This is a genomic window from Acinetobacter sp. YH12094, assembly GCF_013419295.1.
Lineage (GTDB): Bacteria > Pseudomonadota > Gammaproteobacteria > Pseudomonadales > Moraxellaceae > Acinetobacter > Acinetobacter amyesii.
Window position 1 is genome coordinate 223,822 of record NZ_VPAK01000001.1, and the last position, 22,329, is coordinate 246,150.

Sequence of the window (22,329 nt, forward strand, 5' to 3'; positions counted from 1 at the left end):
TAGCGATGCAGCAATTACAATTTCAGCTCGGATTAGCGCAGCTCGACTTTCAGACCGAGCAACAGAATATTCATTTTGATCATGGCTTAGCGGCTTTGGTGCAAAAATGTGTCCGACATCAGCGCTTCGATGCTTTGGCAATTGAATATTTGATCTATGAAATTGAAGAAATTTTAGAACGATTACAGCTAGATTATCAGACGCAGCGCTACGCTCAGTCGAATGATGCGATGCTGCATCTATTGGCGCAAACCTTTTTTGAACATGCGCCCCGCATTGACCGACAAAGCTTTGAACATGGCTTTAATGAAATGATTGAACATACCGAATATTATCAAAATCTATTTGGTGAACAGGCAATCATTCAACTCAGTTATTTCGTTTTTATTCGAGAAATGATGCACCATTTGAATATACAGCACATACAGGTTTTAGCTCAGAACGCGTCTTCACCATAAGGACTTATACAGAGGCAGCTCAATTTGTTATAAATAAACAAGCACACAACAAAAAATAAACCTTATGAAAACGCCTGTTCCAGATTATTTACAGCATGTCCTTAATGCCTGCGATGCCAATCAACACGGAGCTTTGGCAGATTATATTCCTGAGTTAGCTAATGCCAATCCAAATAGACTGGCTTTGGCACTATCTACCGTAGATGGCACGATTTATTCTACAGGTGATGACGAAGTCGAGTTCACTATACAGTCGATGTCTAAACCTTTTGCTTATGCCTTAGCGATTCGTCATCTTGGTCTAGACAGCGTTTTACAAAAGGTCGGTGTCGAGCCATCGGGAGAGGCATTCAATCAAATTGCACTCGATCCACAAAGCAATACCCCGAAAAACCCGATGATCAATTCGGGGGCAATCACCACACATTCACTATTACCGCATGACGAACACAGCCCCCGAGCTGAAAAACTCCGTGAATTTTTAAGTGAACTGGCAGGGCGTGAGTTGAGTTTTGATGACGCGGTTTACCAGTCTGAAGTGAAGACGGCTTTTCGAAATTTGTCGATTGGTTACATGCTGCGCACAGTCGGTGTACTTGAAGAAGACCCTGAAGATGTGGTGAACGGCTATATTCGTCAGTGTGCAATATTAGTGACGGTTAAAGATTTGGCAAAAATGGCCAGTGTGCTTGCCAATGGTGGTGTGCAAGCTGCAACAGGAAAACGGTTGCTGTCACGTTCGGTGGTGCGGCAAGTGTTAAGCGTGATGATGACTTGCGGCATGTATGATGCTGCGGGTGATTGGCTGACAACGGTCGGTATTCCTGCCAAAAGCGGTGTGGCCGGTGGCATCATGGGGGCTTTGCCGGGGCAGGTTGGGCTAGCGGTCTTTAGTCCGAAACTGGATACACATGGGAATAGTGTTCGAGGCGTCGAAATATTTGAACGACTGTCGAAGGACATGGGGCTGCATGTGATGGAGGGAACTCCTTCAGCGCAAACGATCGTCCAAAGTCGCTATAGCTGCGGGATAGATCATTCGGTGGTGGTGTATGAACTGCGCGGCGTATTGCAATTTACTGAGTCGGAAATGTTGCTGCGGATCTTAGAGGATGAAACTGTTGCGACTAACCATATCGTTTTAGACCTGACCAATATTTCTTTGATACACGATGTTGGTGTCCGAATGCTCTTTGAAGGTGTAGATCGTTTAATTGCGGATGGTCATCGCGTGGCAGTAATCGACTCAGAGCATCTCTTGGAACAAAGTCGAAGTCATGCAGGACATGAGGTGGTTGTTCGAGAAGAGTTGGGTCAATATTTACAACGGTTTGAGCGTTAATGGACCAAAAGCCATTGTTGATTCATATAACTTGCTCATAAGTTTAGTGCTTAGATCGGCTATAATTTTCTTTTTGCGTTAAATTTGCTTATGTCTTTTGAGTTAAAAGTCAGTTTACTCCCGAGTGCTGAAGCTTTATCCCCACAGCATAAAAAGCTGAATAAACTGATTGAGCAAATCGAACAGCAAAAGCTAGATTTAGATCTTTGGCAAAATGCCAAAAGTGAAATTCAGAGTTATATCCAACTCAAACTTGTGCCGATCTATCGTGATTTGCATGGGGTCTACTTTCGTCAGATTAATCAACTTTGGCTGCATCTACAGCAAGAAGACTTTGCCAAAGCGGATGTAGCACAGCTCGATGTGAAGCTTGCGAAACTGGCAAAGCAGCTGAAAAAATCCAACTATTTAAATACAGCAGAACTTGAAAAAGTCGCAGAGGTAGATGCCTTTTATCAGCAGCACCATGCACATAATCAAAAGCCAAATAAAAAGGGCAAGTCAGCACAAGCAGAACAGCTAAACACAAATAGTCATGTTGATATAGAACTGGACGCTGCAGAACAACATGAGTCTTATGAAGCGTGGGACAGCGAACAATATCAACGTGAGAAAAAAGAGCATCAGCGGAAACGTTTACAACAAAAACGTGAACAAGCTGAAAAGTTAGTGAATCAATCACTAAAAACCGTGTATTTAAAAATCACTGCCATGATTCACCCAGACCGTGAACCTGATGAAACTAAAAAAGCGGAAAAAACCGAGTTGCTGCAAGTGGTGAACCAAGCTCATGAAGCACAGGATTTGTTTTATTTATTAAAGCTGCAATTACAGCTTGAAACCAATAAAGGCAAAAGCCCTAAAGCCTTAACTGATGAACATTTAAAGTTTTATCAAATGGCGCTAGAAGCACAAAGCCAACGCCTTGCAAGTCAAATTGATGACATCAAGGATAGCTTTCACTGGAGTGAAAAACCGAAGCCGAAAAATATGCAGGTGAAAGATGTGTTTAAGGTGATTGATGGCGATGTTTCGGTATTGAAAGAACACGTGAAGTGGGAAAAAGAACGGCTGAAATATATGGAGAAGGTGAAGGGGCTGGAAGTGTTGTTGGAGAATGGGGTGCTTTGATACTTTTTTTATTAAAAGCATGTTTCCCTCATCCCCCTTGCGAAGCAGTGCTTCTCATCCCATAGGGAGAGGGAGCTGCATCTAATTAAATACCGTCAATCGGCTTAATAATGAATATTCCCTCTCCTTGTAGGAGAGGGCTAGGGAGAGGTAATAAAATTTGATAATCTAATTAAAATAATAAAAACAAAACGTAATGAACAATAAACTCGACCCCCAACTTTTAATATTCGCCAAAACCATGCGCCACACTGCCACCGATGCTGAACATCTCATGTGGCAACTCCTACGTGCCAAGCGTTTTATGAACCTAAAATTCCGTCGTCAGCATGTGATCAAACCTTATATTGTGGATTTTTACTGTCATGAAATTGGTTTAGTGATTGAGTTGGACGGTAGTCAGCATGGGTCTGATGATGTGATTGAATATGATGCCGAACGGACGAAGTTTTTACAGGATTTGGGTTTAACTGTTGTGCGATATTGGAATCATGATGTGTTGAGTCGGACGGATGTGGTTTTGGAGGATTTGTGGCTGAAGTGTAGTGAACTAAAAAACACCTCTCCCTAACCCTCTCCTAAAAGGAGAGGGAATTTCCATTGTGAAATTCATAAAGGCATTAAATCAAATGACGCTCCCTCTCCCTATGGGAGAGGGTTGGGGTGAGGGCTATTGATTTATGAATTCAGATAGAAAAGGGTCATTCTTAACGTAATTTTTCCAAAAAGCAGAAAAGGGATAGTTCGGTTTAAGCATATTACTTATTCTTTCTACTAGATCATCTTTTTCTCTTTGTATTAAGCGATTTAAGCCTTTTTTAAGTTCGAAACGTAAGTTTTGCAAATAAGCATGCTCTTCAAGAATTTTTTCTTTCAAATATTGATGGCTTATTTGTTGATTACCACTGTTTGCATTGTTATAGCATTGCTCTAATAAAGCTATGGTTTTATTTGTGAGTTCAAACAAATCAGAATCATTAGTTAATGTATTGGTTAAGATAATTTTTCCATTTGGAACACTTGGAGCTTCCAAAGAAATAGCAGTATCTACATTATGACTTTCTTCACAACAGTCGAGTAATTCCTTATGTCTCGAGCCTTTAATACCGTTGCAGTGAGAGCAGGCATAATAAAGATTATTCCAATCAGTTCTTAACTCTTCATTTTTATTAAGGTGTGGTACAAAGTGTTCTACGTTGACATTACCGAAATCCGTTTGTTCGCATAAATAACACTTAGATAAGAAATCTTGTTTCAATTGTTTAACTACGACTGGATCTGTGTAATCAGAACTTTTCCAATCTTCAGGTTTATCTGAACGTACTACTCTAAACATCAAGTTCTCCTAGTTCTTGATTGTCTACTAAATGATTTAGTGCTTTAAAATAAAAAGATTTGGACTCAACATCTAGCTGTTTTGAGAAAGGAGCAATATTTTTTAAAATATTCCTGAGTTTTTCATAACTGTTTGGTTCGTTGTTTAAGATTTCAGCAATGGCTTTAATTTCTGATTCTAATTTTTTAGATTGTATTTCTACATGGAATAAACCTTTAATAATAGATTCGTATGAATAACGACTTAAATCTTTTTCAATAAGTTCGTTGGTTGTTAGATCGAAAACAACAGTATTACTATTTTCTGAGGTGATCACAAAAGGTGAATGCGTGCTTACAATAAATTGAATTTTAGGGAATGCTTTTATAAGAAAGGGCAAAATCTTTTTTTGAAGTGATATATGAAGATGTACATCAATTTCATCAATGATGGCTATACCAATTAAATTTTCAGGCTCTAAATTTTTTATTTGTGCGCGCATTAATAAGTTAGTATAAATATTAAATATTGCTTTAAATCCAGATGACAGTTGATCAAAGGAAAAAGAGTTTTCTTCTTGTTTAATTAATACTTTATTACCGTCTTGAGTAAATGAAAGTTTTGTATCTTTATTTTCAAAGATCCATTTTAGATCGGATTCTACTTTTATGAACCATTTTTCAAGTTTACTAATTTGTCTTATTTTTGTTCCTTCTAAAGTTCTAAATTTCATTAAATCAATTAATTCAGATTTTTGACGTACCAAATATGCTTCTAATGCACCTTCAATATTAGCGAATGAATCAATGTCCAAGAAATCATCATATGTCTTAAAAACATCTAAAGAAAAATCCATTCTTGGAACTCGAGCCGCATCGAAGAAAAAAATATTATTTTTATCATATAAAGACATCACTACTTCTAATAGTTTTTGATTTGATAAATAAGAGTTACTTAAATGATTTATTTCTCTAACATAGTTATGTATGTGTTCTGGTGAAGAGTAATAGAAGTTCTTTTGATTATCTTTATAATTTTTAAATCGTAAGTTTAAGTTATTAGTTTTAGAAAAATTTCCTAACTTTTTTTGAAAAATACTATATTTGTAATTTAAATTTTTTTGAAATTCAGTTAATTCTTTTGTGAATACAAAATCTAGGTTTGCGATATCTTGTAAAAATATTTCGTTCAGATGCTTGTTTTCTTCTTCTTGAAAATCTAAAGAAGAATGGAAGTTTTTCACTCCATAATTAATTAAAGATATTAACTCGTGCCTGAGTTTCTCTCTTCTTTCCGAGTTACTACGGCCATTTCGTCCTGTTAAATCATTCGCAAGATTGTTTAAGAAACGAGTTTTTCCTGCACCATTATTACCTGTGATAATAAGGTTTTTACCATCGAGTTGTAATACTTTTCCTTTGAAAAATAAGGCAAAAATTGAAGACATAGAGAAAAATAAAGGGCTGAATAATCAGCCCTTTATACTACAAAATTGGTCAAATTAACAACACATTAAAGCGCTGCAATTTGCTCCATATTCGCTTTAATCTTCGCTAACTGATCCGCAAACTCAGCAAGTTTTACTTTCTCGCCTTCAACCACAGCGGCAGGTGCTTTTGCCACAAAACCTTCATTTGCAAGCTTAGTTGCAATTTGGTCATGCTGTTTTTGAACCTTGTCTAAGTCTTTTTGTAGACGACCCAATTCCGCTTTAGGGTCAATTAAGCCCTTCATTGGAACGAATACAGACACATGACCCACTACAGAAGAAGATGACAATGGCGGTTGTTCAGCATCAGCTAGGAAAGTAATGCTTTCAACTTTCGCCAATGCTTTAAACAACGGTTCAATACGTGCGATTTGTGCTTTTTCCGCATCAGTCGTGTTTTGAAGAAGAACAGGCAACAAGCGCGCATTACCTAGACCCATCTCACCACGGATGTTACGTACCGCACCAATCAAACCTTGCAGCCATTGCATATCAGCTTCAGCTTGTTCGTTGATAAGCGCTTGGTCAGCAACAGGGTACTGCGCAAGCATAATTGTTTCGCCAACGATGTTGAGTTTCGGCGCAAGCGTTTGCCAGATTTCTTCTGTTAGGTAAGGCATCAATGGATGCGCTAAACGTAAAGATGCTTCCATTACAGCAAGTAGGACTCGACGTACTTCAGCTTTACGTTCAACCGATACGTTTTCGTCATTGAGAACTGGCTTAGTGAGTTCTACATACCAGTCACAGTATTCATTCCAAATGAACTCGTAAATCGCTTGTGCAGCCAAATCTAAACGGTATGTTGCAAATGCTGTTTGCACTGCTTGTTCAGCTTTTTGCAGACGGCTCACGATCCACTGTTCAGGCAATTCCCAAAGGTCTTGACGAACGTCTTGACCAATGACTTGCTCTTCGCAGTTCATCATTACGAAACGGGTAGCGTTCCAGATTTTATTCGCAAAGTTACGGTAACCTTCAACACGCTTCATATCAAACTTAATGTCACGACCTGTGTTTGCAAGCGCACAGAATGTGAAACGAACCGCATCTGTACCGTAAGATTGAATACCTTCAGGGAATTCTTTACGGGTAGATTTTTCAATCTTCGCCGCTTGTTTCGGGTTCATCAAACCAGTCGTACGTTTTTGTACTAAAGTTTCAAGATCAACACCGTCAATCAAGTCTAATGGGTCAAGCACGTTACCCTTAGATTTAGACATTTTCTGACCTTCGCCATCACGTACCAAACCGTGAACGTACACCGTTTTGAACGGAACTTGCGGTGTGCCGTCTTCATTTTTCATGAAGTGCATGGTCATCATGATCATGCGGGCAACCCAGAAGAAGATGATGTCGAAACCTGTTACTAGTACATCAGTCGGGTGGAAAGTATTTAAGAAATAGTTTTCTTTATCTTTCGCCGCGTCGCCAGTCCAACCTAAAGTTGAGAACGTCCAAAGACCAGAAGAGAACCATGTATCAAGCACGTCTTCGTCTTGTTTCAATTCAACTTCAGGTGCAATGCCGTTTTTCGCACGAACTTCAGCTTCATCACGACCTACAAATACGTTACCTTCAGCATCGTACCAAGCAGGGATACGGTGACCCCACCACAATTGACGCGAAATACACCAGTCTTGAATGTTGTTCATCCAAGCCATGTACATGTTGCTGTATTGCTCAGGTACAAATTTGATCTCGCCATCTTTCACAGCTTTGATTGCAGGTTCAGCAAGCGGAGCGATCTTCACATACCATTGGTCAGTCAGTAATGGTTCAACGATCACACCTGAACGGTCACCGCGAGGTGGCTTCAAGGTATATGGTTGAATTTGGTCTAACCAGCCTTCAGCTTCCGCTTGAGCAACCAATTTTTTACGTGCTTCAAAACGTTCTAAACCAATGTAATCCGCAGGTGCAGGAATGGTTTTAGAAATTTGCTCGCCCGCTTTTGCGATGTATTCAAACTCAGCCAACACTTCAGCATTTTTGTTGAAGATATTGATGATTGGAAGTTCACAGCGTTTGCCCACTTCATAGTCATTGAAGTCGTGTGCAGGGGTGATTTTTACACAGCCTGTACCAAATTCTTTGTCTACATATTCGTCTTTAACGATTGGAACTGCACGGCCTGTAATAGGTAGGATAATGTTTTTACCCACAAGCGCTGCATAGCGTTCATCATCCAGTGCAACTGCAACAGCGGTATCGCCAAGCAATGTTTCAGGACGAGTGGTCGCAACGACAATGTGATCTTTACCATCGTGGGTGCGGATAGATTTGTCTTCAAAGAAGTATTTGAAGTGCCACAGTGAACCTGCTTCTTCTTTATCAGACTCAACTTCCAAGTCAGAAAGGGCAGTTTGTAGTTTAGGGTCCCAGTTCACAAGGCGTTTACCACGGTAAATTAAGCCTTCTTCATGTAGCTTAACAAACACTTCTTTAACGGCATTTGATAAACCTTCATCCATGGTGAAGCGTTCACGTGACCAGTCTACAGATGAGCCTAGACGACGAATTTGACGGGTAATGTTCCCGCCAGATTGTTCTTTCCATTCCCACACTTTTTCGATGAACTTTTCACGGCCAAGGTCGTGGCGGCTGATGCCTTCAGCACCCAATTGACGTTCAACAACCATTTGCGTTGCGATACCTGCATGGTCGGTACCCGGCTGCCAAAGGGTATTTTTGCCAGACATGCGGTTATAACGAGTCAACGCATCCATAATGGCATTGTTGAAACCATGACCCATATGCAAGCTACCAGTGACGTTTGGTGGCGGAATCATAATACAGAATGAATCACCTTTTTGAGATGGCTTGAAGTAGCCTCTCTCTTCCCAAGTCTTGTACCATTTTTTTTCGATCTCGGTCGGATCGTAGGTCGTAGCAATATTTTGCGCTGAATCAGTCATAGTCTAAACAGATCAAAAGTGGATAAAAAATTAGATCTATTGTAGCAAAAAAAATGGTGAATTAGGGATGTTGGGCGAATGTTAACTTTTAGGATTTGGCAGTAAATAAAAGAGTCCGTATGATAGGACCTAAGATAAGAAGTATCCATTGATCCCAAAACTAAGATAAAAGGAGCAATATCAAATGACTTATTCTATTTCTTTAAAGATTCAACCTACGACATATCAACGTTTTGAGACGATTCATCAAAAACTCAATGCAGGTGAAACAGAAAGTCAGTCCAAAGCCTTAGGGGATAATTTAGCGGATATTGCATGTGAAATTTTAGATCAAGTTTTTGGCCAAATGGCGCGTATGAATAAGTCTGGAGACAATGAATCCGAAAAAATTATTCAGCAAATACGTGAAACAACCCGTAAATATATGCCGTGGTCGGTGTCTTTTTTTGGCAATGACCGCCTTGTACCGATGGTAAATTATTTATATGGACGTTTTTACAGCGAAGATGGTCAGCATTATATGCATTATCCGATCGATGCCTCTTTAGCCACCGACTTGCTTGCCTATGTCAGTCAAATGAAAGAAGGGCAGAATCAATATGTCCCACTCGCATTGAAGGCATTTACACAAGTGGTCGATGCCGGGGTGACGCATTTGGTGCGAGAACCGAAAAAAATGCTGAAATTTAACATGGTGGTGGATAAAACTTTAACCGGTGTCATCAATCTCACCACGCAACTCGGTTATAAACGTTTTGATAAACTCGGCAAAATTTATGATGCACAATCGATGAGTCAGTACTTTGACCATTTTATGATGTTTTTGAGCAATGAGCCTGTACTACATAAAGCATAAAATACATATAAATGAATAAATTAGTTATTTAAAAGGATGTCAAAATGGCAAAACGTGATGATTTAAATGGAAAAGTGGTATGGATTACTGGGGCATCGTCAGGTTTGGGTGAAGCTTTAGCAAAAGAATGTGCTTTGCAAGGGGCGCAGGTCATTTTGACCGCACGTCGTTTTGAAGAGTTGGAAAAAGTCCGTGTTTCATTATTACATCCAGATCAACATCTTTCAGTGTGTGCAGACATTACCAATGAAGAACAAGTTCGCCATGCTTATGAACAAGTCCTTGCGCATAAAGGCCGAATTGATTGGCTAATCAATAATGCGGGATTGAGTCAGCGTGCATTGATCACGGATACGACTATGCAAACTGAACGTGCCATCATGGAAGTAGATTATTTTTCGCAAGTCTATTTAACCAAAACCGTTTTACCGACATTTTTAGCACAAAAGTCTGGTCGAATTGCTTTTGTTTCAAGTGTTGCAGGCTTATTAGGGACACAATACCGCGCGACCTATTCTGCTGCAAAAGCTGCCATTCATATGTGGGCGAACAGTCTACGTGCGGAAGTTGCGGATCAAGGGGTGGGCGTATCGGTGATATTCCCCGGATTTGTCAAAACCAATGTTTCATTTAATGCACTCAATGGTGCTGGCAAGCCACAAGGGCATCAGGATGAAGCCATTGAAAATGGTCTAGAAGCCAATGAGTTTGCCGAAACAGTAGTGCAATCTTTGCAACGTGGGGAAGAATACATCGTGGTGGGTGGTTCTAAAGAAAAGCTCGGTGTTTGGGTGTCACGTTTATCACCAACAACGTTGTATAAAATGATTCGTAAAACCAAAGTGAAGTAAGTTTTAACAAGTTTAAATTGTTTAAAAGTCACTCTTAACAGTGACTTTTTTAATGAGTAACGAGATTATAAGAAATGAAAAAGAATAATTTTAACAAATGGGGAATAGCCATCATTTTGTGCGCAATCATTGGTGCAATCGGTACAGTGGCATATTTTTATTTTAAACAGAAAACTCAAAAAATTGAGCACAACTCAACGCTCGAAAAGCCTGAAAAAGAAATAGGAACTGTATCAGAACTCGTTACTGAATCTGTTGAGATTGAGCCTAAAGTTGAAGCGGCGAGTGCAGAAGTTGTTATGCGAGGACCAAATGAGGGGTGGTTACCGATCGAAGCACTGTTTGATGAAAAAGGATTATTGAAGTCTGAGTATTACAGTCAAAATCCTCAAGATTCAGATGTTGATAAATTACCTTATAGCTCGAATAAAATTGGTGATTTTAAATGGCGAGCTGAATTTCATCCTGTTGATGATTTTAAAGGCGATCAGGCTAGATTTAAAGATCAATGTTTTGGATATTGTGTTTTAGTGAAAGGTAAGTTGCTGACCAGTGTTGAATCGACTGTATTTACGGGAGCATTTATTGCGAAAGATCATTTGATCGAAGTGATTGCACATAAGGGGAGTGGCGCATATATGCCTGTCAACTATAGCTTTATCAAAATCGACAAAGCTGGTAATGCAGAGTTAATCTCAGATGATCATAATTCTTACAAAGATCAATTGGCTCGTATCAATCATTCGGGACTCGAGATTGACTTAAAACCATTTAGAAAACTTCAATATTTTCTTTTAATGAATGAAAATGGTTTAAATGTGTCGATGCAAAAACCCAATAAGGTGGATGTCGAACCGACTCAGTGTAAAGAGTATTACGAAGGAACATTAGAGGCATGTCCAACTTTATATGGATGTAAAGCTGACATTGTGGTGCAAGATCTGGCACGTGCTTATGCTGGAGATGTTGCATTTAGTTATCATGATCCAAATATTGATGAAAAGAAATTTAATGAAGTTTGTTTTAAAGTTTGTCGCAATGAAAATGTGAGTTATGAAGAGTTTGAAAACACATTGTGTAAAGTAAATTAAATAGTAAAAATGAATTGGGGAGAAGTAGAGAGATCAGATGTCTCTCTTTTGAATTGCTGTCCCATACGCAAAGACTTCGACCATGCCGCCTTGCATACCCAACTCAGTGGTGCTTAAACGCAGGCCCATAATTTGCGTTGCGCCCATCTTTTCAGCTTCTTGCTTTAAACGCACCACGGCTTCACGACGTGCCCGATCGACGATGCTTTCATAACTGGTTAAACGTCCGCCAAAGAAGTTCTGAATATTGGCAATCACATATTTAAAATAATCATGTGAAATCACTACATTACTCGAAATCAGTTGTCCGAAATGTTCAGTAGTTTTAAAGCGGTTGTTGTCTATGCGAATATGTGCCAATCGCTTTTCTTGAGCTTCGAGTTCTTTGAGATGTTTTTGTTCGATATGGCGACCGAAGCCCCAACCAATACAAAAGAGCACCACAAAGATCAGGACTTTAAAAATAAAGGCATCCATGACTTAGTCCTGAGTTGGAAATGGGTCTGGGAGTTTTGCTGAGTTGGCTTCTACGCGAACAGCGGTGCCATACACAAATAATTCAGAGGCGCCTTGAGCAATATTTGAGGTTGAAAAACGGATGCCGACGACCGCATTCGCGCCTAAGGCACGTGCTTTATCAATCATACGGCTCATGGCTTCTTGACGAGATTCTTCGAGTAGTTCTGTATAACCTTTGAGTTCACCACCCACGATATTTTTTAGGCCAGCCATAAAGTCACGACCAACATGTTTACTGCGGACAGTACTGCCATAAACGACATCAAGTTGTTGTGTAATGGTATGACCCGGAACAGATTCAAGATTACTTAAAAGCATTTTTAGTTATCAATATAAAAAGGTGAATTGAAGATAGAAAACTCTTTAGCAAAAAGCAATAAATTCATTTTTATTTTAAAGCTTCGATCTAAAAATGAAAAAGCCCACCGAAGTGAGCTTTTCAAATATTACTGGCTAGGCTAAATCAAATTATTGTTTTGATGCAGCTTTACGCTCAGCAGTAGAAGGTTGGTATTGCACAGCATCAGAAGTGTTGGCTTTGATACCACCACCAAGTGTTTTATACAATTCAACTTGATTGTTGAGATTTGCTTGTTCAAGCAACAACAAACCTTGCTCAGCTGCATAAGATGCACGCTGCGCATCCAGTACAGTTAAGTAGCTATCAATACCAGCACGGAAGCGAGCATTTGATAGTTTGTACGTTGTGTTGGTTGCATCAACTAAACGGCGCTGTGCTGCAATACGGTCACCAATGTTTTGGCGAACTGCAAGCGCATCATTCACTTCACGGAAAGCTGACTGAACTGATTTTTCATAATCAGACAATGCAATTTTCTGGTCAGTTTCAGAAACTTTAATATTTGCCTGACGTGTACCCCAGTCGAAAATTGGAATATCTAGGCTAGGGCCAGCAGACCATACAAAGTTGCCTGATTTAAATAGATCACCTAAGTCCGTTGAAGCATAACCCGCTGAACCTGTCAGACTAATCGTAGGGAACAGACGTGCTTTAGCTGCACCAATGTTCGCACCAGCAGCAGACAGTTTATATTCAGCTGCACGTACATCTGGACGGTTGTTCAACAAGTCACTTGGAATACCTGAACCAATGGTATTGGTCGAAGTAATTCGACTGACACGTTGATTTGGCAGCAAGTTCGCAGGCACTTGTTGACCCACTAATAGGTTCAATAAGTTTTGCGCTTGAGCAATTTGAGTCTTGTAATTCGCAACATCATTACGTGCAGTTTCTACAGAAATTTGAGCCTGACGAACAGGAACTTCACTGTCAATACCGACATCAAAACGCTTTTTGTTGAGGTTGTAAGATTCAAGCTGAGCCTTTAAGGTTTGATCCGCAAGCTTCAAGTTTGAGTTAGCGTATGCATAGTTTAACCATGCTTGAGCCACTTGACCGATCAACGCAATTTGTGTCGCATCACGGGCACTTGCAGTTGCAAGGTAACTGTCTAAAGCATTGTCTTTTAAGCTACGTACACGACCCCAAAAATCAAGTTCATAGGCAGTGACACCTAAACCGACATTGTAAGAGGTGATAGGCTTTTGTGTATTCAACGTGTCTTGACGAAGTACACTACCACTTGCACCAATGGTTGGTAATTGACCATTGGCAGTGATTTGATACTGTTGCTGTGCACGTTCAATATTTAAAGCAGCCGTACGTAGGTCACGGTTATTGGCTAAAGCTAAGTCAAGAACTTGTACCAGACGTTGGTCAGCAAAGAAATCTTTATATCCTTGTTCAGCAACAGAAGTACCTGAAGCACTTGCTGTGTAGCTTTCGGGGATATTGGTCTGAACAACCGGCTCTGGACCACGCATGCTTTGGCAGGCAGCCAAAGCAAGCGCAAGTGAAGAAACCGCAATGCTACGACCTGCAATAGACCATACATTTTGCATCACGATAAATGCTCCTGATTATTTTGTTGTTTTGGTTTGTACTTAAAGATACTTCGGATCCATACATAGAACACAGGAATAAAGAAGATACCAAGTAGGGTAGAACTGATTACGCCACCCAATACACCATAACCTACGGAGTGCTGACTACCTGCACCTGCACCCGAAGAAAGGGCAAGCGGAAGTACACCAAAACCAAAGGCTAAAGTGGTCATGATAATTGGACGTAGACGCATTTTAGCGGCATGCAATGTTGCGTCAAACAGATCTTCACCTTTTTCTTGAAGTTCTTTGGCGAATTCTACGATCAAGATCGCATTCTTCGCAGACAAACCAATAACGGCAATAATAGCCACCTGGAAGTAAATGTTATTCGCCAAGTTTGGATTTTTGAAGAACACCATTCCAAGGAAAGTCAGTAATAACGCACCCAATACACCTAATGGTACAACCAGTAATACTGAGAACGGAATAGACCAGCTTTCATACAAGGCAGCAAGACATAGGAAGACGATTAACAATGAAAGTGCGTATAGGAATGGTGCTTGTGCGCCAGACTCACGTTCTTCTAGAGATAAACCAGTCCATTCATAGTCAAAGCCTTGAACGCCCATCGAAGGAAGTTTTTGTACAATTTCTTCCATCGCTTTCATCGCGTCGCCCGAACTTACACCCACACCCGGTGAACCTTGAATGTTCACAGATGCGATACCGTTATAACGTTCAAGACGCGGTGAACCATAAGTCCATTCACCAGTAGCGAAGGTCGAGAATGGAACCATTGTGCCTTGGTTGTTACGGACATACCACTGGCTCAGGTCTTCAGGCATCATACGTGCCGCAGCTTCACCTTGTACATAGACTTTCTTCACACGACCACGGTCAACGAAGTCGTTGATGTAAGAACCACCCCATGCCATACCCATTGTGGTATTGATTTCAGAGATGCTGACACCCATAGCACCGGCTTGAGCTTGGTCAATCGTGATTTTGTACTGTGGCGTATCTTCTTGACCATTAGGACGAACACCCATGAGGCGTTTATCTTGAGCAGCCATACCTAGCACCATATTACGGGCATCGATAAGTTGTTGATGGGTTTGACCTGCAGAAGCTTTTAACTGCAAGTTGAAGCCGGCAGTTACACCCAATTCAGGCATTGCTGGTAATTGGATTGGCATGATGTATGAAGCATCCTTCACGATCATGTTCAATGCCATACCACGTTGAATAATCGCACCCACTTGAGATTCAGGTGATGTACGGTCTTCCCAATCTTTTAACTTGACGAAAGCAAGACCTGCGTTTTGACCCACACCTGTGAACGAGAAGCCGGCAACACTGAATACAGATTCGACATATTTTTCTTCGTTTTTCAGGAAGTAATTGGTCATTGCAGTGACAGTTTTGTCCGTACGCTCAAGTGAGGCATTCGGTGGTAACTGCACCAGTGTCATCACGACACCTTGGTCTTCATCAGGTAAGAATGATGAAGGCAATTTTTGGAATAAAAGTACCAACAAGCCGATTACAACTGCATAAATCACACCAGAGAAAATCTTGTGGTGTGTCATGAAGTTCACGCCGCCTTGGTATTTATGCGCAACTTTATCAAAAGAGCTGTTAAACCAACGGAAGAAACGGGCAAAGATATTGTTGCTTTCAGGTTTGTTTGGATCATGTTGTTTCAACATGGTCGCGCATAGGGCAGGGGTAAAGGTCAATGCCACAATCAATGACAGAATCATTGCTGTTACCAGCGTGATTGAGAACTGACGATAAATTACACCTGTCGTACCACCGAAAAATGCCATCGGCACGAATACAGCGGTTAACACAGAGGTAATACCGATTAAGGCACCCGAGATCTGTTTCATTGAGATTTCAGTTGCAGTCACTGGGTCAAGATGATCTTCAACCATAACACGTTCAACGTTCTCTACGACAACAATAGCATCATCCACGAGGAGACCAATCGCCAGTACCATCGCGAACATGGTGAGTGTGTTGATCGAGAAACCAAACATGTTAATGACAGCAAAAGTACCCAATACCACTACAGGTACAGCCAATGTCGGAATAATCGTTGCGCGCCAGTTCTGTAAGAATAAGAACATCACAAAGAATACAAGAATCACGGCTTCTACAAGGGTATGTACAACACTTTCAATCGATAACTTAATGAATGGAGTCGTATCAAATGCAAGCGTGTCTTCTAAACCTTCAGGGTAGTTTGGACGTAGTTCTTTTAAACGTGCTTCAACAGCTTCGGCTGTGTCTAATGCGTTTGCACCAGTTGCTAGTTTGATCGCTACACCACCAGCAGGTTTGTTGTTGAACTTAGAGTCGAACTGATAGTTGTCAGCACCTAATTCAACACGTGCAACATCACCTAAACGTACCTGAGCACCATCACTACTGTTACGCAGGAAAATGTTTTTAAACTGCTCTGGTGTTTGCAACAAACTTTGTGCTGTAACTGTCGCGTTCAGTACTTGACCTTCAGTTGCAGGCGCACCGCCTAACTGACCAACAGCAACCTGAGCATTCTGTGTACGGATAGCCGCAGCCACATCACTCGGTGTAACTTTCAGGTTTGCCATTTTGGCTGGATCTAGCCAAATACGCATCGCATAAGAACCACCAAATACTTGGACTTCACCTACACCTGCCACACGGCTGAGAGGTTCAGAAATATTCGAGTTTACATAGTCCTTAATGTCGTCCGCAGTCAACTTGCCCGACGGTGAGTGGAATGCTACAACTTGTAGGAAGCTTGCGCCAGATTTGGTGACTTTTACACCTTGACGCTGTACATCTTCAGGTAATAGCGCTGTCGCAGACTGGAGTTTGTTTTGGACTTGAACTTGGGCGATGTCTGGATCGATCCCTTGTTCAAAGTTCAATGTAATAGATGCCTGACCGTTACCCGCACTGTTTGACGAAATATAACGTAAGCCATCCAAACCATTCATTTGTTGTTCAATGATTTGGGTTACGGTGTTTTCAACTGTTTCTGCAGATGCACCAGGGTAAGTCGCAGAGATTGAAACCGTTGGCGGCGCAATGGTCGGATACTGTGCAATTGGCATATTTGATAGCGTGAGTACACCCGCCAACATAATCACCAATGCAATCACCCATGCAAAAATGGGGCGATGAATAAAGAATTGAGCCATTCAGTCTACTCCTTATGCGTTTGAAGTAGCTTTTTGTTCAGTTTTAGGCGCTGCTTGTTCTGCGGCTTTAGCGTCTGGCTTTGCTGCAGCAGGTTGTTGAGCACCTTGAGGTGCAGCAGCCTGAGGTTGATACGGTTTGGCTACAACTTGTTGCTCTGGCTTAACTTTCGCAATACCGTCAACAATTACTTTATCGCCAGTATTCAAGCCTTGAGTCACGATCCAATTCGAACCTTGTGTACCAACAGTGGTTACAGGGCGAGATTCAACAGCACCTTTTGCATTCACAATCATTGCCATTGCTTGACCTGTAGGAGTACGCGTAATGGCAGCTTGTGGAATCAGGTAAGCATTTGGAATCACACCTTGAACGATGCGAGCATTGGCAAACATACCCGGAAGTAATAAATGATTCGGGTTAGAAAAAACAGCACGAAGTGTAACCGTACCTGTATCTGGGTTTACACTCGCATCAGAAAATGCAAGACGACCTTCAATTGGGTATTCGCTACCATCTTCAAGACGTAATTTCACTTTGGTGTTATTACTGCTGTCCAAGTTGCCTTGGCTTAATTGTTGACGTAAGCGAAGAAGTTCAGCACTTGATTGGTTAATGTCAACGTACATTGGATCAAGACGTTGAATTGTGACTAATGGATCAGCCTGAGATGCAGTAACTAATGCACCCGCTGTGACTGTAGAACGGTTGGTTTGACCTGAAATTGGCGCACGTACAGTTGAGTAACCTAAGTTAATTTCTGCATTTTTAAGTTCTGCCTGAGATGCAGCAACGTCTGCTTCAGCCAGTTTTACTTGCGCAACAATATCGTCATATTCTTGTTTAGAAATCGCATTTGATCCCACAAGCTGACGGTAGCGACCTTCTTTAACACGTAACACGCCTAAATTTGCTTGTTGACGTCTTAAAGCAGCACGAGCACTGTCAGCTGAAGCACGGTTTGTACGCGAGTCGATCTCGTACAAGGCTTGTCCTTCGCGAACATAACTGCCTTCTGCAAATAGACGTTTCAGTACTACACCACTGGTTTGTGGACGTACTTCTGAAATTTCATAGGCAGATGTACGGCCGGAAAGTTCAACAGATTGTTCAACGCTTTGCGGTTGGGCAACAATGACACCGACTTCAGTTGGTGGCATTTGCTGTGCAGCAGCAGCTTGCTGTGCATCTTTAGGATCTTTGCTACAACCAACAAGTGCAATACTTGTTGCCAATGCGCAAGCAGTCAGGGCAGGAGCCCAAAGCTTTGCAGACATCATTGTTCCACCTCAATTAGATATTTATCTAAACTATTCATTTGTTTACGCTTTACTGATTTTGATGTAACTCAAATAAAGTAGCGCGATCCAAATAAAACTTATGCTCCAACCGGATAAGACATCTGTCGGAAAATGAACCCCAACATATACTCGCGAAACACCCATACACAGTATCCATAACAATGCCAAAATGGTGATCAAGCGATGTTGAGCATGTTGTCGGTAAATCAAGATCATAAGACACGCAAGCGATGCAGCATAACAACTGTGTGCACTTGGGAATGAACTCCCGTAAGACGCTACAAGATGGTACATTTCTGGGGGACGCGGTCTGGTGAACGTAAATTTAAGCAACCATGCAAGGCCGATACTTCCAAAGATCCCTATACTGATAAAAACAATCTCTGTGTATTTTTTATACCACGCAAAGTGTAAACACCATAGTGTGGTGAAAAATAATACAAAAGGCATGCCGCCTAGCGCCGAAAGTCCGATGGCAATTTGATTAAAAACAGCAATACGGTGCTGACTCATCCATTCCACGATACTTAAATCTAATAGATTTAAATAGCTAGAATAAAGCGACAACACACTGATAATTAATGCAAAAAAACCAACAAACAGTAGCGTTCGTGGCATATTTTATTCCTTGTCATTTTAACCGGTTTGAGCTCGGTTAATTAATGGACTAAAGTGTACTCATCAGTACACTTTATTTCAAGTATGTGTAAATCATACTGATTTTATTTTTTGTGTTCATTTACATCTTACTAAAATAAAACACAAATCTGCTAATGATTGTTCTTACTGGCTTGTGTGCCATCTTCAACTTCAAGTGGGGTTTTCGGTGGCCAGAAAAAATCACTTGGTCGCGTTAGAAAATGAGTCATCACCAGTTTAGCCAGTGGTTTCCATTGTTCAAATCTTACGCGACGTGCCCGTAGTGCCACAATAATGGTTAACGTGAAACTGACGAATAAGTTAGTCAGACCGATCAGAATAACCCCTAAGAATGACACAATGATTAAGCCAATGTCTGGTGAACCATTAATATTGATGAGGCCTTGAATGAAGTTGGCCGAGGCGAAGGCGATATGGCGAATATCTAAAGGTAAACCAAAAATAAATCCAATCGTTCCCATACTGCCCAGCATGATCCCGAATAAGAAGTTACCTGCTAAAGCACCTAAGTTTCGCTCAATGTAAGCGGCAAGCTTATCCAGTCTCTCTTGACCCATGATGCGTTTTAACTTTGGATGTGCTTGAATCCGTGGTCCAACTTTGCGATAGATCGCCATGTTGTCAAAGTATCCAGCAAGCAAACCTGATAAAAACAAACATACCCCAGCAATCGCAGCATGTGGCACAGCCAATGAGGTAAATGGATTGAGGTCGTGTAAGGTTTTAGCTGCTTTTGCATGATTCATTAATGGCTCATGTAAAGCCATGTCCCAACTTAATGCGATCAATGCTGCAACAGGAATCGCAATACTGATGTTGCCTAAGATTGCAATAAACTGGGTTCGAATGATGTTAATAATCAGCGCGGCAAGCTCGGCAATTTGCGCCATTTTCGAGCCTTTACGATGCTGAACCGTCGAGGCAAGGGCAGCAGCAGTCATCGCAGGCTGTTTAGTGGCAACAGTAAAATGTAAGACATGAATCAGCATAAAGCCGAAAGAGTAGTTCAGACTATATGAAATGGCTTGCATGAGCGGTGCCATGCTGACACGGGCCATCAGTACTTTTAAAGTTGCCATACAGGCAATGATCACACCGGCACCTGCCGCAGATCGGTACATGCTCATAAAGCCTTGTTTGTCCGTACTTACATAGTGTTCGCCGGTTTTACTTGCGTTTTCGGTGACTTGTAGGGCAACCAATTCACTATTGGTGGCGAGCAAATCGCGCACACTGCGCTCGCTATAAATCGCTGACGTCACATCACTGAGTAAACTACCCATAGACACATAGCGGACATCATCTTCTTCAACAATCAGGTTGAGTAAGATTTCTAAGCGATCTAAACACTGTTCTAAAAGCGACAATAAGTAAGTCAGGCTGACACTTACACCAATTCGTTTGGTCGCACGCCGAATCTTCAGCACCACATCACGACATTGTTCCAGCATTACCAACGCTTGAGAAGCATCTGGCGGTCGCACAGCACTCATTTCTTCAGCACTTTGATGGAGCTTTTTATACTGCTGAATAAAATCATTTATTTCACGGTTTTGCACCAAAAAAGGTGATTCATATTCGGTCAGTTCAGGCTGTGCATTAATAAATTCAGGATATAAGCCAATACCACTTACCCGATAGGACAAAACGGTAATAGCTTTAATTAACTCACGGCGAATTTTCTTTTTTTCTTCCTGATTGCTATGACCTTGGTTAAACAATCGAAAGAGCTGCATCCATTGCTGATCATCAATACTGTCCAGCCAATATTTGTCGCTATGACGATAAAAAACTCGACGGACTAAATCTTGTAATTGAGTTTCGTCATTGATCAGAGGAAGAAAATGTGCGCCAAGCCGTTGGAACAGTTGTCCCCAGAAACCATCGAGAGACAAAATACCCGTGTCCGCATATAAACTGGTTTGTTTATATCGGCTAATGAGTTTTAGGACAAAACTTTGCAGGGTAGAGGCTGCATCTGGCGTGATGAGTAAAGCTTGGATGAAAGCCTGAAATTTTTTCTTAATTTCGTCGGTATTTTTTGTATCTTCTGGTCGAATTCGGTTGACCAATTCGATCAGCAAGTTTTCATCCAGCACAGCCCGAGGGGTATCGAGCTGTTGCTGCATGGTCAAAAAGATATCATTGAGTTTTATATGCATAGGCAAGGGGAATTACGATGAATATTGTTAATTATTGAATTCGGTGTAATGCCAAGTTTGCGAGGTTGATTAAAGCTTGACGATATTCAGTATCTGGTAGCGCTGCTAAAGCGGCTAGTGCTGCCTCAGTTTCTTCAGTCGCTCGTTGGCTACAATAATCAAGTGCCCCAGAGCTTTGTACAATCTGAATAACACGCTCTAAATCTGCCGTACCACCTGTGGCAATACTGCGGCGAATAATGTCATGTTCTTCGCCAGTGGTATTCTTTAAGGCAGAGATTAAAGGTAAAGTTGGTTTACCTTCCATCAAATCATCGCCAATATTTTTACCTAATGTTTCAGCATCTGAGGTGTAATCTAAAATATCGTCAATAATTTGAAAGGCATTTCCAAAGTGTCCCGCAAATTTTCTAAGCGGTTCACGGTACTCTGGTGTACCAGTCAGAATCGCTGCACCTTCGGTAGCGAGCTCAAATAAACGCGAAGTTTTACCGTGAATAATATCTAAATAGGTTTGTTCAATAGTTTCGGGTTGGTGCTGTGATTGAAGTTGTAAAACTTCACCTTCAGCAATTTCACAGGTACCCGTTGAAAAGTCTTTGAGTAATACTTTGCTGTCTAGATCCACCAATAAATCAAAAGCTCGTGAAATTAGAAAATCCCCCACTAGTACGGCAGTTTGATTATTCCATGTCGCATTTGCGGTTGGGCGACCACGGCGTAAACCCGATTCATCGACTACGTCGTCATGTACCAAGGTTGCGGTATGTAGCATTTCAATAATTGCTGCAAGTTTACGGTGTTTTTCTAAATCTTCTGCGCCACATGCCTTTGCTGCAAGTAAGCACATAATGGGACGCATGCGTTTACCGCCTGCTTCAACTACATGTTTACTGACTGCCATGACCAAGGCAACTTTAGACGTGATCCCTTCATTAATAAATTTGTCCATCGCAGCAAAGTCAGTAGCAACAGGCGCGAGAATATCTTGCTTAAAGTCGATGGTCATATGAAGAGAAACCTCAATAATTTTTGAATTACAGACGTAGTGTAGCAATTTGTTATATGAATAACAGATAAGAACTTACTCAATTGACTTAATCTTAAGTGATTTTTTTCATCAAGCGGAAGTATTG

General features: G+C 41.1%; 18 protein-coding genes. 7 read left to right on the forward strand and 11 right to left on the reverse strand.

Features of this window, described 5'->3' with window-relative positions; all coding sequences use genetic code 11:
• Nucleotides 1-5 precede the first annotated feature (5 nt).
• The 4 genes from FTU34_RS01065 (at nucleotide 6) to FTU34_RS01080 (ending at nucleotide 3,502) form a co-directional block, all read left to right on the forward strand.
• Nucleotides 6-458: a hypothetical protein gene (locus FTU34_RS01065; protein ID WP_180034479.1), complete on the forward strand. Its 453-nt coding sequence runs from the start codon at nucleotides 6-8 to the stop codon at nucleotides 456-458.
• A gap of 64 nt (nucleotides 459-522) precedes the next feature.
• Entirely contained in the window at nucleotides 523-1,800 is a 1,278-nt protein-coding gene (locus tag FTU34_RS01070) for a glutaminase (RefSeq protein WP_180034478.1), read from the forward strand.
• 90 nt (nucleotides 1,801-1,890) lie between these two features.
• Nucleotides 1,891-2,931 (forward strand): molecular chaperone DnaJ, encoded by a 1,041-nt coding sequence (locus FTU34_RS01075; protein ID WP_180034477.1) that lies wholly within the window; start codon nucleotides 1,891-1,893, stop codon nucleotides 2,929-2,931.
• Between the two features lie 196 nt (nucleotides 2,932-3,127).
• The gene (locus FTU34_RS01080; protein ID WP_180034476.1) at nucleotides 3,128-3,502 is read left to right on the forward strand and encodes an endonuclease domain-containing protein; all 375 of its coding nucleotides are present in this window, start codon (nucleotides 3,128-3,130) and stop codon (nucleotides 3,500-3,502) included.
• Nucleotides 3,503-3,601: 99 nt separating this feature from the next.
• On the opposite strand, the gene FTU34_RS01085 is transcribed toward FTU34_RS01080, so the two are convergent.
• The 3 genes from FTU34_RS01085 to FTU34_RS01095 all read right to left on the reverse strand — a co-directional run bounded on the left by FTU34_RS01085 (nucleotide 3,602) and on the right by FTU34_RS01095 (nucleotide 8,653).
• A complete protein-coding gene (locus tag FTU34_RS01085; RefSeq protein WP_180034475.1) occupies nucleotides 3,602-4,267 on the reverse strand; it encodes an HNH endonuclease in 666 nt (221 codons plus the stop codon).
• Complete coding sequence (locus FTU34_RS01090) at nucleotides 4,260-5,693, reverse strand: AAA family ATPase (protein ID WP_180034474.1); 1,434 nt, start codon at nucleotides 5,691-5,693, stop codon at nucleotides 4,260-4,262. Before FTU34_RS01090 ends, FTU34_RS01085 begins: the two co-directional genes overlap by 8 nt.
• 65 nt (nucleotides 5,694-5,758) lie before the next feature.
• Nucleotides 5,759-8,653: a valine--tRNA ligase gene (locus FTU34_RS01095; RefSeq protein WP_180034473.1), complete on the reverse strand. Its 2,895-nt coding sequence runs from the start codon at nucleotides 8,651-8,653 to the stop codon at nucleotides 5,759-5,761.
• A 184-nt stretch (nucleotides 8,654-8,837) separates the two neighbouring features.
• Here FTU34_RS01095 and FTU34_RS01100 point away from each other — a divergent pair, with 184 nt between their 5' ends.
• The 3 genes from FTU34_RS01100 to FTU34_RS01110 all read left to right on the forward strand — a co-directional run bounded on the left by FTU34_RS01100 (nucleotide 8,838) and on the right by FTU34_RS01110 (nucleotide 11,451).
• Entirely contained in the window at nucleotides 8,838-9,509 is a 672-nt protein-coding gene (locus FTU34_RS01100) for a hypothetical protein (RefSeq protein ID WP_180034472.1), read from the forward strand.
• Between the two features lie 44 nt (nucleotides 9,510-9,553).
• Nucleotides 9,554-10,360 carry an SDR family oxidoreductase gene (locus tag FTU34_RS01105; RefSeq protein ID WP_078191399.1) on the forward strand — a complete coding sequence of 269 codons (807 nt, stop codon included), beginning with the start codon at nucleotides 9,554-9,556 and terminating at the stop codon, nucleotides 10,358-10,360.
• A gap of 74 nt (nucleotides 10,361-10,434) precedes the next feature.
• The gene (locus FTU34_RS01110; protein WP_180034471.1) at nucleotides 10,435-11,451 is read left to right on the forward strand and encodes a hypothetical protein; all 1,017 of its coding nucleotides are present in this window, start codon (nucleotides 10,435-10,437) and stop codon (nucleotides 11,449-11,451) included.
• A 33-nt stretch (nucleotides 11,452-11,484) separates the two neighbouring features.
• On the opposite strand, the gene FTU34_RS01115 is transcribed toward FTU34_RS01110, so the two are convergent.
• The 8 genes from FTU34_RS01115 to sdsA form a co-directional block, all read right to left on the reverse strand.
• Nucleotides 11,485-11,928 (reverse strand): YbjQ family protein, encoded by a 444-nt coding sequence (locus tag FTU34_RS01115; RefSeq protein WP_111885285.1) that lies wholly within the window; start codon nucleotides 11,926-11,928, stop codon nucleotides 11,485-11,487.
• Nucleotides 11,929-11,931: 3 nt separating this feature from the next.
• Complete coding sequence (locus FTU34_RS01120) at nucleotides 11,932-12,288, reverse strand: YbjQ family protein (RefSeq protein ID WP_078192212.1); 357 nt, start codon at nucleotides 12,286-12,288, stop codon at nucleotides 11,932-11,934.
• Nucleotides 12,289-12,438: 150 nt separating this feature from the next.
• Entirely contained in the window at nucleotides 12,439-13,893 is a 1,455-nt protein-coding gene (gene adeK, locus FTU34_RS01125) for a multidrug efflux RND transporter AdeIJK outer membrane channel subunit AdeK (protein WP_180034600.1), read from the reverse strand.
• Nucleotides 13,893-17,072, reverse strand: coding sequence for an efflux RND transporter permease subunit (locus tag FTU34_RS01130; protein WP_180034470.1), 3,180 nt, complete (start codon nucleotides 17,070-17,072; stop codon nucleotides 13,893-13,895). Before FTU34_RS01130 ends, adeK begins: the two co-directional genes overlap by 1 nt.
• Before the next feature lie 12 nt (nucleotides 17,073-17,084).
• The gene (locus FTU34_RS01135) at nucleotides 17,085-18,350 is read right to left on the reverse strand and encodes an efflux RND transporter periplasmic adaptor subunit (RefSeq protein ID WP_180034469.1); all 1,266 of its coding nucleotides are present in this window, start codon (nucleotides 18,348-18,350) and stop codon (nucleotides 17,085-17,087) included.
• 42 nt (nucleotides 18,351-18,392) lie between these two features.
• Nucleotides 18,393-18,989, reverse strand: a complete 597-nt coding sequence (locus FTU34_RS01140) for a phosphatase PAP2 family protein (RefSeq protein WP_180034468.1) — start codon at nucleotides 18,987-18,989, stop codon at nucleotides 18,393-18,395.
• A 152-nt stretch (nucleotides 18,990-19,141) separates the two neighbouring features.
• Nucleotides 19,142-21,193 carry a site-specific recombinase gene (locus FTU34_RS01145; protein WP_180034599.1) on the reverse strand — a complete coding sequence of 684 codons (2,052 nt, stop codon included), beginning with the start codon at nucleotides 21,191-21,193 and terminating at the stop codon, nucleotides 19,142-19,144.
• Nucleotides 21,194-21,224: 31 nt separating this feature from the next.
• Nucleotides 21,225-22,202, reverse strand: coding sequence for an All-trans-nonaprenyl-diphosphate synthase (sdsA, locus tag FTU34_RS01150; RefSeq protein ID WP_180034467.1), 978 nt, complete (start codon nucleotides 22,200-22,202; stop codon nucleotides 21,225-21,227).
• Nucleotides 22,203-22,329 lie beyond the last annotated feature (127 nt).